Source organism: Erythrobacter ani, assembly GCF_019204025.1.
Classification (GTDB): Bacteria; Pseudomonadota; Alphaproteobacteria; order Sphingomonadales; family Sphingomonadaceae; genus Erythrobacter; species Erythrobacter ani.
Window position 1 is genome coordinate 881696 of record NZ_JAGSPB010000002.1, and the last position, 15527, is coordinate 897222.

Here is a 15527-nt window from a genome sequence, read left to right on the forward strand (position 1 = left end):
CGTTTTTGGAGCGGCGAATCGGATCGACATATAGAGTATCAACCAGTTAGGGGCGCGGATAAATCCTGGCTTGTCAGCCTTTCGCCGCTTGGCAAGCGAGGGCTGTGGATCAAGAATGCGCTTTGTGCGGTACAGGAATTTTCCAATAAATGCCGTCACTTAAGGCTTGGTTCTATGACAAGGTTTCCGCCATATTAACTCATGGAACAGGCCGCGAAGTCACGCCGTTGCTGCTTACGCGGACCGGCTATGCAACACCGCACCAAGCCGATCCTTTCGAACTCATGGAGAGCGCGCCGTCGTGCGCGACCGCTTGCCCAAGGCGGCGAGCGGTCCTATCGCGGCGCCGAGGGGTCATGCCGCTGAAACTGTCTGCTTTTCTTGCCGGGTCTTTCCGCTGGTTGGCCGCCTCCGCGGCAACGCTCGCGCTCGCCGCGTGCAGCGCGCCTGCCACGCGTGAAACCGAGACAAGCCGCCTTCCAACCATCGTCAGCCTCAATCCGTGCCTGGATGCTATCCTGGTCGAAGTGGCGGACCCCCGGCAGGTTCTTGCGCTATCGCATTACAGCCGTGATCCCGCATCGAGTTCGCTTCCGCCGGCAGTCGCCGCGCGATATCGTTTTACCGGCGGAACCGCCGAGGAAGTGCTCGCGCTGGAACCCGATATTGTCCTTGCATCGACGTTCATTGCGCCGACGACCCGTTCCGCCTTCGAGCGGTTGGGACTGCGCGTCGAAACCTTCGGCAGCCCGGCAAGCGTCGAAGACAGCTACGCGCAAATCGAGCGCTTGGCGGACCTTACCAATGGCAGTGCTGACGATCTTATCGCCAGGATCGACACGGCAATTGGCGAACTGGCAGAAATGCGCGCCGTTTACGGCGACGTGGATGCGCTGCTGTGGCAGTCGGGCCAGATTGTCGCAGGCGAAAACGCATTGGTGACGACGGTACTCGAACATGCCGGCTTCAGCCGGAGCGAAGACGCTACGCGGCTGGGGCAAGGCGATTATGTGTCGCTTGAGCGCCTTCTCGCCGACCCGCCCGACATGGTTCTGGTCGCCGGACAAAGTGCGGGTCAGCTCCATCCAGCATTGGATACCCTTGAGAACACGCAGATCGCGCCGCTCGATCCGACCCTGTTCTATTGCGGTGGTCCCTCGCTGATCGCGCTTGCCGAGCGGCTCGGACAGCTTCGCACCTCTGTTTCCGGCGAGGCTCCGTGAACCGCGCGGGTGTGATCTTCGGGCTTCTGCTCACGGTGCTTGTTCCGCTGTCTCTGCTCGCGGGAAGGGTCTGGATCGATCCGGCGGCGACGCCCAACGCGGCAATTATCCTGATGGAGCTTCGATTGCCGCGCGCGATGCTTGCGATTGCGGTTGGTGCGGGGCTGGGCGCGGCTGGCGCGGCGATGCAGGGTTACCTCCGCAACCCGCTCGCCGATCCGGGTCTCTTCGGGATCGCTCCAATGGCGGCTCTCGGCGCAGTGGCGAGTTTCTGGTTCGGCGCGCTGCTTCCGCCTGCGATCGCGGCGTGGAGCCTTCCCGTCTTCGCCCTTGTCGGGGCCGCGCTCGCAATGGCGCTGCTCGCGCTGATCGCAGGTCGCACCTCCTCGGGCGCAGGAGGCGGGATCGCGCTGTTCACCCTGGCGGGGTTGATGATCGCAAGCCTTGCCGGATCGCTGACTGCGCTGGCGATTACGCTGGCGCCCAATCCTTTCGCGCTCAGCGAAATCGTACTCTGGCTCAACGGCGCGTTGACCGACCGATCCTGGCGAGAGGTTGCGATAGCAGCGCCGCTTACCGCGGCCGGGATCGCGGTACTCATGCTTGCGTCCCGTTCGCTCGACGCATTGACCCTCGGCGAGGATGCGGCGCATTCACTGGGTGTAAACCCGCGGCAATTGCTTGGCCTGCTGGTCATCGGTGTAGGGCTGACCGTGGGTGCAGGGGTTGCCGTCGCAGGGATCATCGGTTTTGTCGGCCTCATCGTTCCGCATCTGGTTCGCCCCTTCACCGACCGCCTGCCATCCAGCCTGATCGTGCCGAGCGCTCTCGCAGGCGGGTGCCTTGTCCTGATCGCCGACAGCGCCGTGCGGGTGCTGCCTCTGATCACTGAACTGAGGCTCGGAATTGCGTTGTCGCTCATCGGGGCCCCGTTCTTCCTGTGGCTTCTGTTGCGCATGAGGAGCGGGCGACTGTGACGCTGGTTGCAACCGATCTGACACTGGAGCGCGGCGGCAAGCGCGTTCTGGAGAATGTGCGCGCGGATCTTGCGCCGGGCACGATAACCGCGATCGTGGGTCCGAACGGGGCAGGCAAATCGAGCCTGCTGCTGGCGCTGACGGGTCTGATTGAACCCGTCTCTGGCCATGTCGAGCTCGACGACCATCGATTGGACGCCATGTCGCCGGCTGACCGCGCAAAAGCTCTCGGCTTCCTGCCGCAACATGCTGAAATCGCGTGGGATGTTGCGGTGGAAAATGTCGTCGCGCTCGGACGATTGCCGCACCGCGATCGAGGTTCGGCCGCAATCGAAGCGGCGATCGATGAACTGGAGCTTCAGCCGCTTCGCCATCGGCCTGCCAGTCAACTTTCGGGAGGCGAGCGTGCGCGTGTGCTGCTGGCGCGGGTCCTGGCAGGCGAACCGCGGTGGATCCTGGCCGATGAGCCGCTCGCCGCGCTCGATCTCGCCCATCAGCTTAATCTCGTCTCAAACCTCAAGCAGCGCGCTCGCGCAGGACAGGGTGTCGTTATCGTCCTTCACGATCTCGCACTGGCGATGAACCACGCCGACCGCGCCATTGTTCTGCATGAAGGAAGACTTGCAGCCAGCGGTGCCGTTGAGGGCGCGTTGTCGCAAGAAATGATCCGCCGCTGCTGGGGCGTCGAGGCGAAATGGATCGGAGATGAGGGGCACCGGGCTCTCACGCTGGAAGCATAGCACCGCGCACACGAAAAAGACGCGCCGTTCCGGGGAGTGGGAGGGAACGACGCGTCTAGTTGTCTCTTAAGCTACCGGTACGGCGACCCTTTGGTGCGACCCGAAAGGCGTCCTGGCAATGCTTGCTCAGAGGCCTCCGAATGTACGGTTTCCGGCCGCATGCGGAACTTCAGAATTCCTGTAGGGCTCACCGGGGAGAACCGGTTAAACTTCGCGCGGGTCGCGATAATCGCTTGCCATGAAAATACGCTGACGGCGTTCGCTCCGATAGACGAGGCCGCTTGCGACCCTGTTGCCTGCTGTGGTGTAATTCAGCTCTTCGGCGATTCGATCATAATCAGCCGCCGCAATCGCGCGATTGAGTCGGGGGCTTTCGCTTTCGGACAGATTGCCTTCGCCGACATTGAACGCGAGATCGACGAGCGCATCGAATTCGTGCTGGTTGATTGCCAAATCGCCGATCAGTCGCTGAACAACTTCTTCTGCCTTGCCGATATCGGTTTCCAGCAATTGAAGCGCCCGTTCATGTGAAATGGTGTCGCCCATGCCCAGATTGTCTTCCGGAAGCACTAGGTGCCCCACGCCCACCGTCGGATACCCTGCGACGTCGCGGTAGACATCATAGCGGACACCTTCTTCCTCTATCATCGCCTCTATCAGTTGATCGCTCGCGGTAAGGTCGCTTGCATCACGCCGCTCTGCCGGGTCGATCAGATCATAACCCGCACCATCCTGCGTCCCGCCAACCTGCGATTGAGCAGAGATTGGCACTGCGCTGATCGCCAACTGCGAGGTTCCCGAAAGCGCGACTGCACTGACGCCGAGCGCCATGGCCGTCCGTTTGCGTTTCCGTTTTGGTGTACGGCTCGAACGTGCAGCTGTAAGATGTTGCGTGGCGACATGAGCCGTCCGGCTCCTGGCGCGGCGCTTGGCCCAGCGTTCGCGAAAGTGCTTCAGGAACCGTCTCTTGCGCAGGCGCCTGGCGTTATCGCCGTCGAGATTGAGTTGCTGCTTCGAGGAGGCAGTTCGCGCTGTAGGCGTTCTCTTCGAGACAGGGTTGGGTGATTTTGAAAGGGGGCGTACTTGTGTGTTGGTATTGCCGGTTTGGATTGTCAGTTCTCCTTGGAGTCACCGACGTTCTGCATAAGCGTTTCAAACAATACCTATGATGCCGATCGGCGCTCGATCATTTCCAGATTTCCGATGCAACGAAGAATAACGTGATGCATGAGGCGAAAATCTATTTATTTTCAGTTCACTATATCAACGGCTGAGGCGCGTCTCAAGGTCCACGCTTCATCGCCCATGGGGCACGGTCCAGGCCGAACCGCCCCGATGCACAGGTCAGGAATTGTCGGGCTGTACGCTGATATCAGCGTTAGCAGTATCGATAATCGCCGTTCTGACAGCGCCGCACGGCTTCGCGCCAACTGGCCATCTTGCGGTCATACGCGTCCAATTCGGCCTGGTGATTGCGGGTCGCTTCCCAGCCTTTCGCATATTCCGCATCGCGGCGCTTGACATAGCGCGCCTGTTCCCGGTTCAGCCGGCGGATCTCCGCCTTGTCACGAGCGAGCTCTTCGGCGCTGAGGTTGCCTTTGCCACAATCATCAGGATTGCACCCGCTGGCGCCTAGTGGCGCGCCGAATGCGGAAACACCCAGTGTAAGGCTGGCTGCGGCTGACAACAAAATACGGTGCATGGCGGGTCCCCTCATTCAAACTCACGAAAATCGAATCTTCCCACCACCGCACAGTCTAGCTGCAACCTTTAACGTTTTCTCTAATTTCTCAGTCTCTTCACCGTGTGCTGGGCGCGGCTGGGCGCAGGAAGCAGCGACGGTCCTGCAACGCAAGTGCCTTCAGGTGATTAAGACGGGCACCGCTCGGAGACTGGCGCGTTGAAATATTGCACCGCGCGAACCATGTCGTGGACCATTGGCATCGCTTTTGCCAAAGCGCCTTTACATCTGCGAACATTTCAGGAACAAACCGTTTTCATGTCCCTCATCACAATCTCGATGCATAGGTTCCCTGTATGCTGACCAAAATAAGCGTTCGCGGTGCCCGCGAGCACAATCTCAAAGGCATCGATATCGATTTGCCGAGGGATAGCCTGATCGTGGTCACGGGCCTGTCGGGTTCGGGAAAATCGAGCCTTGCGTTTGATACTATCTATGCCGAAGGGCAGCGGCGTTATGTCGAGAGTCTTTCGGCCTATGCGCGCCAATTCCTAGAAATGATGCAGAAGCCCGATGTCGAGCATATCGACGGGCTCAGCCCCGCGATATCGATCGAGCAGAAAACGACCAGTCGCAACCCGCGTTCGACAGTCGCGACGGTGACCGAGATTTACGATTACATGCGGCTGCTATGGGCGAGGGTGGGCATTCCCTATTCGCCGGCCACCGGCAAGCCGATCGAAGCGCAGACCGTGTCCAATATGGTCGACCGGGTGATGGAATTGCCGGAGGGGACGCGGCTTTATCTGCTCGCGCCGGTGGTGCGCGGGCGCAAGGGAGAATACCGCAAGGAGCTGGCCGAATGGCAGAAGGCCGGCTTTACCCGCGTGCGGATCGATGGCGAGCTTTACGGCATCGAGGAAGCGCCTGCGCTCGACAAGAAATTCAAGCATGACATCGAAGTGGTGGTCGATCGCCTCGCGGTGAAGGAAGGGCTTGAGACCCGGCTGGCGGATTCGTTCGAGACCGCGCTGAAACTCGCCGATGGTCTTGCTTATGTCGATCTGGCCGATGGCGTGGTTCCCGGGCGCGAAGATGAAGCCGAAGGCGGCGGCGCGATGAAAGGCGCTGGCATACCTGCCAATCGCATCGTCTTCTCCGAAAAATTCGCTTGTCCGGTCAGCGGCTTCACCATCGAGGAAATCGAGCCGCGGCTGTTCTCGTTCAATTCACCCCAGGGCGCGTGCCCAACCTGCGACGGGATCGGCGAAAAGCAGCTGTTCGACGAGCAGCTGGTGGTCCCCAATGAAGCGCTGACGCTGAAGCAGGGTGCAATCGCTCCGTGGGCCAAGTCCAATCCACCATCGCCCTATTACATGCAGGTGCTTTCAAGCCTGGCGAAGGCCTACGACTTCACCATCACCACGCCTTGGAAAGACCTTGAGCCGGATCAACGTCTGATCATCCTGCACGGCACTGGCGGGATGCCGGTGGCGCTGACGTTCAAGGACGGGCGCAAGCAATACACGGTGAACAAGCCCTTCGAAGGCGTCATCGGAAATCTCAATCGCCGTATGATGCAGACCGAATCGAGCTGGATGCAGGAAGAGCTGTCGAAGTTCCAGACCGCGCAGCCATGCGAGACCTGCGGCGGCAAGCGGCTCAACGAAAAAGCGCTGGCGGTGAAGGTTGCGGGCACCGATATCGCCGCGCCCGTCACGATGAGCGTGTCGGATGCGAAGGAATGGTTCCTCGCGCTGGACGACAAGCTGACCGATCAGCAATCACAGATTGCCCGCGCGATCTTGAAAGAGATCAACGAGCGGCTCGGCTTCCTCGACAATGTCGGGCTCGACTACCTCAATCTCGACCGCACCAGCGGGACATTGTCGGGCGGGGAGAGCCAGCGCATCCGGCTCGCCTCGCAAATCGGCAGCGGATTGTCGGGCGTGCTGTACGTGCTCGACGAACCGAGCATCGGCCTGCACCAGCGCGACAATGACCGGCTGCTCGAAACATTGAAGCGCCTGCGCGATCTCGGCAACACGGTGATCGTCGTCGAGCATGACGAGGACGCCATCCGCCAGGCCGACCATGTGGTCGACCTTGGCCCGGGCGCGGGCGTGCGCGGCGGCGAAGTGGTTGCGCAGGGCACGCTCAAGCAGATCATGAAAGCGAAAAACTCGCTTACCGCCGACTATCTCACCGGCCGGCGCGAGATCGCGGTCCCGCAAACTCGCCGCAAGGGCAACGGGCACCAGCTGACGGTAAAGGGCGCGCAGGCGAACAACCTCAAACACGTCACCGCCTCCATCCCGCTCGGCACGTTCACCTGCATCACCGGCGTCAGCGGCAGTGGCAAGTCGTCCTTTACGATCGACACGCTCTTTGCCTCCGCTGCGCGCGTGCTCAACGGCGCACGCGTTATCGCGGGCAAGCATGACAGCGTCGAAGGCCTCGAATATTGCGACAAGGTCATCGAGATCGACCAGTCGCCCATCGGCCGCACTCCGCGCTCCAACCCCGCCACATATACCGGCGCCTTCACCAATATCCGCGACTGGTTTGCGGGCCTCCCGGAAAGCCAGGCGCGCGGGTACAAGCCGGGGCGGTTCAGCTTCAACGTCAAGGGCGGGCGCTGTGAGCAGTGCAAGGGCGACGGCCTGATCAAGATCGAGATGCACTTCCTCCCCGACGTCTACGTCACCTGCGAGGAATGTGGCGGCAAACGCTACAACCGCGAAACACTCGAGGTGAAATTCAAGGGGCTGAGCATCGCCGATGTGCTCGACATGACGATTGAGGACGCGGAGGAATTCTTCAAGGCGGTCCCCCCGATCCGCGACAAGATGCGGATGCTGAACGAAGTGGGTCTGGGCTACGTCAAGGTCGGCCAGCAGGCGACGACGCTGTCGGGCGGCGAGGCACAGCGCGTGAAACTGGCCAAGGAGCTGTCCAAACGCTCGACCGGGCAGACGCTCTATATCCTCGACGAGCCGACGACGGGCCTCCATTTCGAGGACGTGCGCAAGCTCCTCGAAGTGCTGCACCGGCTGGTGGAGCAGGGCAATTCTGTGGTGGTGATCGAGCACAATCTCGACGTTATCAAGACCGCCGACTGGATCGTCGACCTCGGCCCCGAAGGCGGTGTGCGCGGGGGTGAGGTTGTCGCGGAAGGGACGCCGGAGGATGTGGCCGAGGTGGAGCGCTCGTTTACTGGCGGGTATCTGAAGGGGATGTTGGGGAAGGGTGGGGCTGGCGCTGCGCGGGAGGCGGCGGAGTAGGGTGTAAATTGACGTTTAGATTTCACCGATTGACAACGTGAAATCTAAACGTATATAAGCTCCATACGGAGGTCCCGATGTCTGCTACCATCCACCAACTTCACAATACCCCGCCAATCGCAGGGTTCATCCGTGTCGGGCATATCGACCACAAATGGATCGAGGAGCGATTGTCTGCAGGGCGGATGCCCTACCGTCGCTTCGTCTTCGATGCGGCGCACGTCGATAAACAACGCGGGCTTTTGGGTGCACTCAAGAAAGCTGGCCATGAGGTCATACTCGATACTAACTTTGCTGAGCTTTGCTCCGTTGGAAGGTTCAATGGTGCTGCTTCGGTTTTACCTTGGGCCAATCAGGATCGTCCTTGGCAAGTTGAAGATCTTGGAGGCAATCGCGCGCGTTTTCTAGCCTCACAGATGGCTGAGTTTGCCGTCGAGAGAGATGTGGATGCCGTTCTCTCACCTTCGCAGTTGATTGAAGTTAAGGGAAGCGGGCCGTCGATCGATGCCAATTTAGCCGAAGCGTTACGTGTCGCGCTTGATGCAAGCGGTGGTGGAGGAATTGCATTGGATTACCAAGTCATCACGACCATGAATTTGCTTCGTGATGATGAATTTCGACGCGATGTCGCGAAAATTTGCGATCAGGTTGATTGTGAAAACGTTTGGTTGCGCGCTTCTGGATTCGATGCGCAGAGCACTGGCGCGGCCACCAAACGATTTGTCGAGAATATGGCGGAGCTGCATGGCGCTGGTAAACCGTTCGTCGGTGATATGATCGGCGGACTGCCGGCCATCGGCGCGGCTGCCGCAGGTGCGATCGGAGCGATCTGTCATGGGTCTGGCGGCAGGGAGTCATTCCGGATTGCAGATTATCGCAAGATTCCAACTGGCGGCGGCGGAGGCGGTAAACGTCGCGTCTTTCTTGCTGGATTGGGCCGTTGGGTGAGTGAGGAGCAATTCGAGAAGATTGTTGGCACGAAGGGAGCCAAGTCGAAACTTTTCTGTCGAGACAAGGGTTGTTGCCCACAAGGCCGCGATGACATGATCGACGAGGCGAAGGGACACTTCCTCAATCAGAGAAACGCTCAGATCAGAGAGTTGTCACGTATCCCAGAAGAACGGCGTCTAGACCATTTCTTGGCTCAGCAGCTTGGAGCCGCATCGAGTTTGGCTCGAACGCTTTCGCGTCTCGATTATGAGGACGACAAGACCGCAGAACTCGTCTCCAATGAGAAAAAGCGTCTTTTCAGAATGGCTGACAGTATGCGGGCTCTTGGCGACAATGCTATCGAAAGCCGCTCGCTTTCGCCTGTTTTTCGAGGCGGTGGACCTAATGTCGCGGTTATAGCGGGGAGGTCATAATGCCTACAGCTGTAGCTGAGATGATCGACCGGCTTAAGGATCTTGGTGGGCTTCGGGGAACTGATATTGCTAACGTGACGTCCGCTTCTCCAGCAACTGTAAGTCGCTGGGTACAAGGCAAGTTGGTTCCCCAAGCCAAAACGGAACTATTAATCTCGGATTTGAGATACATTGTTCTAAGATTGAGTGAATTTTATTCGCCAGACGAGGTAAGGATTTGGCTTTATTCGCGTCATCGACTTCTTGATGATCAACGAGCTATTGATCTCATACATGATGGGCGGGCCGACGAAGTACTGGAGCTTATTGCAAGTCTGGATGCAGGAGCATTCACGTAGATGAGTTCGGGCGATCGAGTGCATGACTACGAACTACTCGACCGCCTAGAAGCGATCGAGGGAACTGAGGTTTCTTCGAGATTTTTCAGGGTCTATCGTTCTGGCAGGGACCCCACCAAAGGTTACGCGTCCAATGGTCGTTGGAGCAAAGCAAATGAGTTAGAAGTGCTCTATACGGCCGCGACAAGGGAAGGCGCTTTGGCTGAGATTGGATATCGGCTCTCATTGGAGCCGATCTGGCCCAGCAGGCTCATTCATGAAATCGCAGAACTATCTATCCAATTGGACAATATTTGTGATTTGACCGATTTTGGTGAGCTTGAGAATCTTGGAGTTGATATCCGGCGCTACGAGGCCCACGACTACGACGTGACACAATCAATTGCGGCCGCCGCGAGGTTTCTCGAATTCAACGGATTGCTTGTTCCCAACGCAAGAAATCATTCAACCAATCTGGTGTTGTTTACGGAAATCATTGACTCATCCTCGATTGATTTCATTTCTGCGGAGGGTGTCGAATGGAATGCTTGGCGCTCTAAGAATCCCCGACTCCCAAGTCGAGACTGAATGAAATGAGTTTCATTTCCTACATCGGTTAATCAGTATAGCAGGTGACACTCCACAGCAGTAAGGAGCCAACATGCCCAAGACCTCGCACCTTCCGCCCATCTCCCCTGAACCGCACCGCCACATCAACCGCGATGCGTTCGATCACCAGCGCGAGTGGCAGCGGCATGTCGATGCCGGGCGCATCGGAGGTGGTCCCTCGACCTCGCCTGAAATTCGTATCCAGCATGCTCGCAATGAGATGATCCTGCTCGGCTACCGCGTCTTGCCGAATTGGGACGGTGAGGGGGATGCTGCCTCGACACGGTATTACTGACGGCTAGCGCTTGGTTGCGGGTGCTGGTCACGGAGGTTTTACCAAGAGGTGAGGAGTCTTTCGTTTGCGCGCTGGCGCTTCTCGCCGTCTCCGCCTTCGGCTCCGACTCCAGGCGCCGGGCTCAGCGCATCCGCGCTGCTTGGCTACGCGCCATAAGGCGCGACGGCCAGTCGGCCTTGCGGTCGCTTCGCGGCCGTTTGGCGCAACCTCTCAACCTTGCACCATGAGGCTTGACGCAACCTCTCGACGTCGAGCGATGACGCTTGGCGCTACCCCACCATCTCGCACCAAGAACCCCGGCGCTCCCTAGCTCCCATGTGGCGGAGCACGGCACGAAGCGCTCATCTCGCAAGGAACCGATAATGACCCACCAATTTCCAAACCCCTCGGGCGCCCCCTTCATCCCGGCAGAGCCTTGCCCTGCCGCCGCCGCGCTGCCCGCTGTTATCGACGTGCTGCCGCCGGACGCCTCGCATGCTCCTCAGACGCGCTTCACCCGTGCACGCCAGGCGGCTTTTCTCCAGCGCCTTGCCGATTGCGGGGAGGTGCGGGTGGCGGCGAGGGCCTCCAACGTCTCGCACCAGACCGTCTACCGGATGCGGCGGGCGTGCCCGGTCTTTGCGAAGGGGTGGGATGCGGCGCTGCTGGTCGCGCGCGAGCGGGCGGAGGACTTGCTCGCGACCCGCGCCATGCACGGGACCGAGGAGCAGGTGTTCTACCACGGCGAGGTCGTCGCGACGCGGCGGCGGTACGATTCCCGGCTGCTGCTGGCGCATCTTGCGCGGCTCGACCGGCTTGAAAAGCGGACCGAGACAGCGGGGCTTGCGCGCGAATTCGATGCAGTGATCGAGGCGTTCGAAAATGCGGATGCGGATGCGGATGCGGGTGAGACGGGCGCGGTGGAGCTGCCGGAAATTGCTCCTGAACCGTGTAACATGCGGTCCATGTCTCCCGGCGGGCAGGCGGCAGAGGAGGATGACTGGGACCCCTATGCCCCGACCGAGCTCGACCTGCGGCTTGCCGCGATGAACGACGCGCGGCCCAAGGGTGTGCTTTCGCCCGATGAGGCCGCGAAGACCGTTGCCGAGGCGGACGAGCTGGAGGCGGTGCAGCTCGCCGCGTTCGAGGAAGGGGCCGACCGCTGGTGGGAGGTGACGAACGAGGAGGAGGCGGCGGCGGCGATTGCGGCGGCGAACGCGCGCGATGACGGTGAGTCGGCAGAGGTGGCTTCGCGAGAGAGCGATTCGCCCGAGGGCTTACCGGACGATGTCGAGCTCGACCCGGGCGTGGCCTCTGGCGATCATGCCGATCTCGCGCGCGGCGGCGCGGGAGAGATCGATGGTGCGCCCGCGGGTAAAGGGGCCGCGATCGTTGATCCGCACGATGACGCTGCGCCCGTTGCTCGGGTTGGTCACGCGGACCTTGGTGCCGAAGGGGAGCGTCTTGTGAGCGGCGGTCATGGCGTTCATGTCGAACCGCTCGCCATTGGCGGTGCGGCGACCGTGGAACCGGCGTCCGTAGAAGGAAGCGACGCCGCGGCCGAGGGTGCGCAGGATCGGATCCTCGACCGGGGGTTCGAACTCGGACAGGTCGACGGCGGTGGGAGGCACGTTGAGATCGGGGCGGGGGCCGGTAAAGGGCGCGAACTCGCTGACGAGCGGCGGATCGAGCCGGGGTGCGGGCTCGGTCAGGGCGGTTGAGGACGAGGCGCCCGGGTCGGGATCGTCGGCGGCTGTCGTGGATGCGCCGCACAGAAGCGCAGCGAGCGGAATGGCGGCGCGAAGGCCGGGTCTCGTCAAGCGGCGGACGTGCGGGGGCTGGTGCGTTCCGGAACCCATCGGCGGGCTTATAGGCAGCTCCGACGGCGAATCGCAAACAGGGGAAGGCGCAGGCGGCGCGAACCGGGCGAAATGCGCGCCGGGATGAGCGGTGTTAAGGCTTCGCAGCGGCGCGCGCGGGGTGAGGGGTACCATGCAGGGTGCGAGCTGTTGGGGGCGAATGGTCGAGGGCCAAGACACAAGGGCACAGGGGCACAAGGGCACAAAGCAAATGGGGCCGGCATTGCTGCCGACCCCACTCTCACCAGCGCGTGGTCTTCCGTCTCTTTCGCACCCGGAGGTGCGTCCGTTTCGTAAGCGCTTGGCGCCCGATGTCTTTCCGCGTGCTCGAAAGCCCGCGTTCTGTCACCGGCGCTCGCGCCGGCATCCGACTTTGCTTGCGATCCACCGCGTTCCCTTCCGGCCGAAACCTTCCGTTCTCGCGACTTCACCTGGGGCAAAGCCGAGACCGATGATCCGTATTGTCCTTGATCTCAAACGGCTGCTTCCGGTTTGACCCTTCCGCTTCCTCGATCACTGACCAAATCTTCGGTCTTTTCCGATGACGTCGTTTCGCACTTCCCTCAAACGATCCGATTTGCATTTGGCCGAAGCCTCCTGCACTCCGTCTCTCGGATAGCGCGTGGACAGTCGCCACCGCATCCTTGGAACTGAATTTCATTAAAAATCAGAGCCTTGCGGCTTGGTCTTCAATGTCTTCCTGTTCCGAAGACATGATCAAATTGACCTCGAATCGTTCGGTTCGCAAGACTGGCAAGGGTGAGTTTTCCACTTTTGCCCAGATCACTTGTGGACGGCGGTGGATAAGTCATCAATTCGTCGCATTCGCTATTTCCGCAACACGGAAACCGGGAATTCGCAGCTCGATTTGCAGGGTCAGAGGCGAGATCGATCCGATGTTTCCAGTGCGACTCGCTTTGACCCGCTATCGAGTCGCGCGCTCTCACGACTGAAAGGCTTATCGATCACGCATCCCGCTTAGCCAGCAAGCGCAGCCGAAGAGCGTTCAATTTGATGAAACCTGCGGCATCCTGCTGGTCGTAGGCCCCGGCATCGTCCTCGAAAGTCACGTGAGCTTCGGAATACAGAGAGTTCTCGCTTCTGCGCCCGACGACACTGGCCTGCCCCTTGTACAATTTGAGCCGCACGGTGCCGGACACCTTCTCCTGGCTGAGGTCAATGGCCGCTTGGAGCATCTCACGCTCCGGGCTGAACCAGAACCCGTTGTAGATCAGCTCGGCATATTTCGGCATCAACTCATCTTTGAGGTGCGCTGCGCCGCGATCCAGAGTGATCTGCTCGATACCGCGATGTGCGCGGGCGTAGATTTCACCGCCGGGTGTTTCATACATGCCGCGGCTCTTCATGCCGACGAATCGATTTTCGACAAGGTCGAGCCTGCCGATGCCGTGCCTCCGGCCCAGCTCGTTCAAGGCGGCAAGCAGGGTCGCCGGGCTCATGGCCTCGCCATCGAGCGAAACGCCGTCGCCTCGCTCGAAGCCGATCTCGATATATTGAGGGGTGTCAGGCGCATCCTCAGGATGATCGGTACGCGAATAGACGTAATCCGGCGTCTCCTCCCAAGGATCCTCCAGCACCTTGCCTTCCGAAGACGTGTGCAGAAGGTTCGCATCTGTCGAGAAAGGCGCTTCGCCGCGCTTGTCCTTGGGGACCGCTATCTGGTGTGCTTCGGCCCATTCGATGAGGGCAGTGCGGCTGGTCAGATCCCATTCGCGCCAGGGCGCAATAACCTCGATATTCGGATCGAGCGCGTAGGCTGAAAGTTCAAAGCGCACTTGGTCGTTGCCTTTACCGGTAGCACCGTGTGCGATGGCGTCAGCACCCGTCTCGTGCGCGATCTCGACGAGACGTCTCGAGATCAGAGGCCGGGCAATGGAGGTGCCGAGCAGGTAATCCCCTTCGTAGCGGGCATTGGCGCGCATCATCGGGAATACGTAATCGCGGACGAACTCCTCACGCAGATCCTCGATAAAGATGTGTTCGTCAGGAATGCCCATCGCGCGTGCCTTTTCGCGCGCCGGTTCGATTTCCTCGCCCTGCCCAAGATCGGCGGTGAAAGTCACGACTTCCAATCCGCGTTCGACGGTCAGCCATTTGGCGATCACGGACGTATCGAGGCCTCCGGAATAGGCAAGCACAACGCGTTTGATATCGGACATTTGGGATCAGACTCCTCGTTTGCAGCGCGCCCTATTCGCCTGCGTCATGCTATGCAAGGGCGCTGCGTCTCGGCCCTGAAATGGCCGACAATAGCGATAGTCGACCCAGACGATCTGCGCGCGCTAATCATCAGTGCCTAAAGGGAGATATCGAGAGCATGGATTTGGGCCTCGCAGGAAAGAAAGTGATCATCAGCGCGGCGACCCGAGGCATCGGATTGGTGACGGCTCGTTGCTTCCTCGTGGAGGGTGCGGAAGTGTCTATCTGCGGCCGCCGGCCCGGAGGCGGCGAGACGTTCGAGGCGGGCCATCAGGGTGAAGGGCATCCGCTCGCCCAATCAGGAGTGGCCGAAGCGACCGACTATCTCGCAGGTTTCGGAACGGTTCACGGTGACGTGGTCGATTGCGCGGACGGTGATGCCGTCAGAGTGTGGGTCGAAAATGCCGCCACCAAGATGGGCGGATTGGACGTAGTGGTTTCCAACGCAAGTGCGCTGGGCGGGCGACCCAACACTCGCGAAAGCTGGAATCTGAGCTATGAAGTCGAGCTGCTTTCCAGCGTCGCGATGTTCGAAACCGCATATCCCTGGTTCAAAAAGGGTGGGGGTGGGGCATTTGTACAGACCGGCAGCGTTGCCGCTGTCGAAGATCATCCGTTCGGGGAAAATCTGAGCTACGCGGCCATGAAAGCCGCGCTCATAAATACGGTACACCAGCTTGCTCATCGGCATATGCGCGAAGGAATTCGCTGCAACACGGTGTGCCCTGGGCCAACGCGGGTCGAAGACGGAAGCTGGGGTTTTCTCGAAGATTATATGCCGGATTACTACGCTGAGAATCTTGCGCGGCATCCGGCTGGCCGATTTGGCAAGCCCGAAGAAGTTGCGAACGCGATCCTCTTCCTCGCCAGCGACAAGGCAAGCTGGATCATGGGTCAGAACCTGATCGTGGACGGCGGATATTCGACGCACGTCAAATACTGACCTCGTGCCCGTGTACATTCAGTTGGACATAAAGCG

At 60.2% G+C, this 15527-nt stretch carries 13 protein-coding genes; 9 read left to right on the plus strand and 4 right to left on the minus strand.

Annotation, left to right across the window (positions count from 1 at the left end; genetic code table 11):
- Positions 1-149: 149 nt before the first annotated feature.
- From KCG45_RS11240 to KCG45_RS11250, 3 genes are read left to right on the plus strand one after another with little or no spacing between them, the layout of a single operon-like run.
- On the plus strand, positions 150-1223 hold the full coding sequence (locus KCG45_RS11240; protein WP_255548141.1) for an ABC transporter substrate-binding protein: 1074 nt from the start codon (positions 150-152) through the stop codon (positions 1221-1223).
- The gene (locus KCG45_RS11245) at positions 1220-2200 is read left to right on the plus strand and encodes a FecCD family ABC transporter permease (RefSeq protein WP_218317305.1); all 981 of its coding nucleotides are present in this window, start codon (positions 1220-1222) and stop codon (positions 2198-2200) included. The genes KCG45_RS11240 and KCG45_RS11245 overlap by 4 nt, the downstream gene beginning before the upstream one ends.
- Complete coding sequence (locus KCG45_RS11250) at positions 2197-2940, plus strand: ABC transporter ATP-binding protein (protein ID WP_218317306.1); 744 nt, start codon at positions 2197-2199, stop codon at positions 2938-2940. Before KCG45_RS11245 ends, KCG45_RS11250 begins: the two co-directional genes overlap by 4 nt.
- 204 nt (positions 2941-3144) lie before the next feature.
- On the opposite strand, the gene KCG45_RS11255 is transcribed toward KCG45_RS11250, so the two are convergent.
- Positions 3145-3771, minus strand: coding sequence for a lysozyme (locus KCG45_RS11255; protein WP_218317307.1), 627 nt, complete (start codon positions 3769-3771; stop codon positions 3145-3147).
- Positions 3772-4318: 547 nt separating this feature from the next.
- Entirely contained in the window at positions 4319-4642 is a 324-nt protein-coding gene (locus KCG45_RS11260; protein ID WP_218317308.1) for a hypothetical protein, read from the minus strand.
- Positions 4643-4977: 335 nt separating this feature from the next.
- Here KCG45_RS11260 and uvrA point away from each other — a divergent pair, with 335 nt between their 5' ends.
- From uvrA to KCG45_RS11285, 5 genes are all read left to right on the plus strand, one after another.
- On the plus strand, positions 4978-7905 hold the full coding sequence (gene uvrA / locus KCG45_RS11265) for an excinuclease ABC subunit UvrA (RefSeq protein WP_218317309.1): 2928 nt from the start codon (positions 4978-4980) through the stop codon (positions 7903-7905).
- Between the two features lie 77 nt (positions 7906-7982).
- The gene (locus KCG45_RS11270) at positions 7983-9269 is read left to right on the plus strand and encodes a hypothetical protein (protein WP_218317310.1); all 1287 of its coding nucleotides are present in this window, start codon (positions 7983-7985) and stop codon (positions 9267-9269) included.
- Positions 9269-9607 carry an antitoxin Xre/MbcA/ParS toxin-binding domain-containing protein gene (locus tag KCG45_RS11275; RefSeq protein ID WP_218317311.1) on the plus strand — a complete coding sequence of 113 codons (339 nt, stop codon included), beginning with the start codon at positions 9269-9271 and terminating at the stop codon, positions 9605-9607. The genes KCG45_RS11270 and KCG45_RS11275 overlap by 1 nt, the downstream gene beginning before the upstream one ends.
- Positions 9608-10174 (plus strand): RES family NAD+ phosphorylase, encoded by a 567-nt coding sequence (locus KCG45_RS11280; RefSeq protein WP_218317312.1) that lies wholly within the window; start codon positions 9608-9610, stop codon positions 10172-10174. It begins immediately after the preceding gene.
- Between the two features lie 73 nt (positions 10175-10247).
- On the plus strand, positions 10248-10490 hold the full coding sequence (locus tag KCG45_RS11285; protein WP_218317313.1) for a hypothetical protein: 243 nt from the start codon (positions 10248-10250) through the stop codon (positions 10488-10490).
- A 1256-nt stretch (positions 10491-11746) separates the two neighbouring features.
- Here KCG45_RS11285 and KCG45_RS15655 read toward each other — a convergent pair.
- Together KCG45_RS15655 and KCG45_RS11295 are read right to left on the minus strand one after the other, a co-directional pair.
- Positions 11747-12463, minus strand: coding sequence for a septal ring lytic transglycosylase RlpA family protein (locus KCG45_RS15655; protein ID WP_439648922.1), 717 nt, complete (start codon positions 12461-12463; stop codon positions 11747-11749).
- 830 nt (positions 12464-13293) lie between these two features.
- Complete coding sequence (locus KCG45_RS11295; protein ID WP_218317314.1) at positions 13294-14508, minus strand: argininosuccinate synthase; 1215 nt, start codon at positions 14506-14508, stop codon at positions 13294-13296.
- Positions 14509-14666: 158 nt separating this feature from the next.
- Between KCG45_RS11295 and KCG45_RS11300 the strand changes: the two genes are divergently transcribed.
- The gene (locus tag KCG45_RS11300) at positions 14667-15491 is read left to right on the plus strand and encodes an SDR family NAD(P)-dependent oxidoreductase (protein WP_218317315.1); all 825 of its coding nucleotides are present in this window, start codon (positions 14667-14669) and stop codon (positions 15489-15491) included.
- Positions 15492-15527: the final 36 nt, after the last annotated feature.

Excerpts from the sequence above, each read along its gene's own strand:
- KCG45_RS11285 (WP_218317313.1), top strand. The coding sequence starts at position 10,248 with ATGCCCAAGACCTCGCACCTTCCGCCCATCTCCCCTGAACCGCACCGC.
- KCG45_RS11275 (WP_218317311.1), top strand. The coding sequence starts at position 9,269 with ATGCCTACAGCTGTAGCTGAGATGATCGACCGGCTTAAGGATCTTGGT.
- KCG45_RS11255 (WP_218317307.1), bottom strand. The coding sequence starts at position 3,771 with ATGGCGCTCGGCGTCAGTGCAGTCGCGCTTTCGGGAACCTCGCAGTTG.
- KCG45_RS11280 (WP_218317312.1), top strand. The coding sequence starts at position 9,608 with ATGAGTTCGGGCGATCGAGTGCATGACTACGAACTACTCGACCGCCTA.
- KCG45_RS11270 (WP_218317310.1), top strand. The coding sequence starts at position 7,983 with ATGTCTGCTACCATCCACCAACTTCACAATACCCCGCCAATCGCAGGG.
- KCG45_RS11300 (WP_218317315.1), top strand. The coding sequence starts at position 14,667 with ATGGATTTGGGCCTCGCAGGAAAGAAAGTGATCATCAGCGCGGCGACC.
- KCG45_RS11260 (WP_218317308.1), bottom strand. The coding sequence starts at position 4,642 with ATGCACCGTATTTTGTTGTCAGCCGCAGCCAGCCTTACACTGGGTGTT.
- KCG45_RS11240 (WP_255548141.1), top strand. The coding sequence starts at position 150 with ATGCCGTCACTTAAGGCTTGGTTCTATGACAAGGTTTCCGCCATATTA.
- uvrA (WP_218317309.1), top strand. The coding sequence starts at position 4,978 with ATGCTGACCAAAATAAGCGTTCGCGGTGCCCGCGAGCACAATCTCAAA.
- KCG45_RS15655 (WP_439648922.1), bottom strand. The coding sequence starts at position 12,463 with ATGGTACCCCTCACCCCGCGCGCGCCGCTGCGAAGCCTTAACACCGCT.
- KCG45_RS11295 (WP_218317314.1), bottom strand. The coding sequence starts at position 14,508 with ATGTCCGATATCAAACGCGTTGTGCTTGCCTATTCCGGAGGCCTCGAT.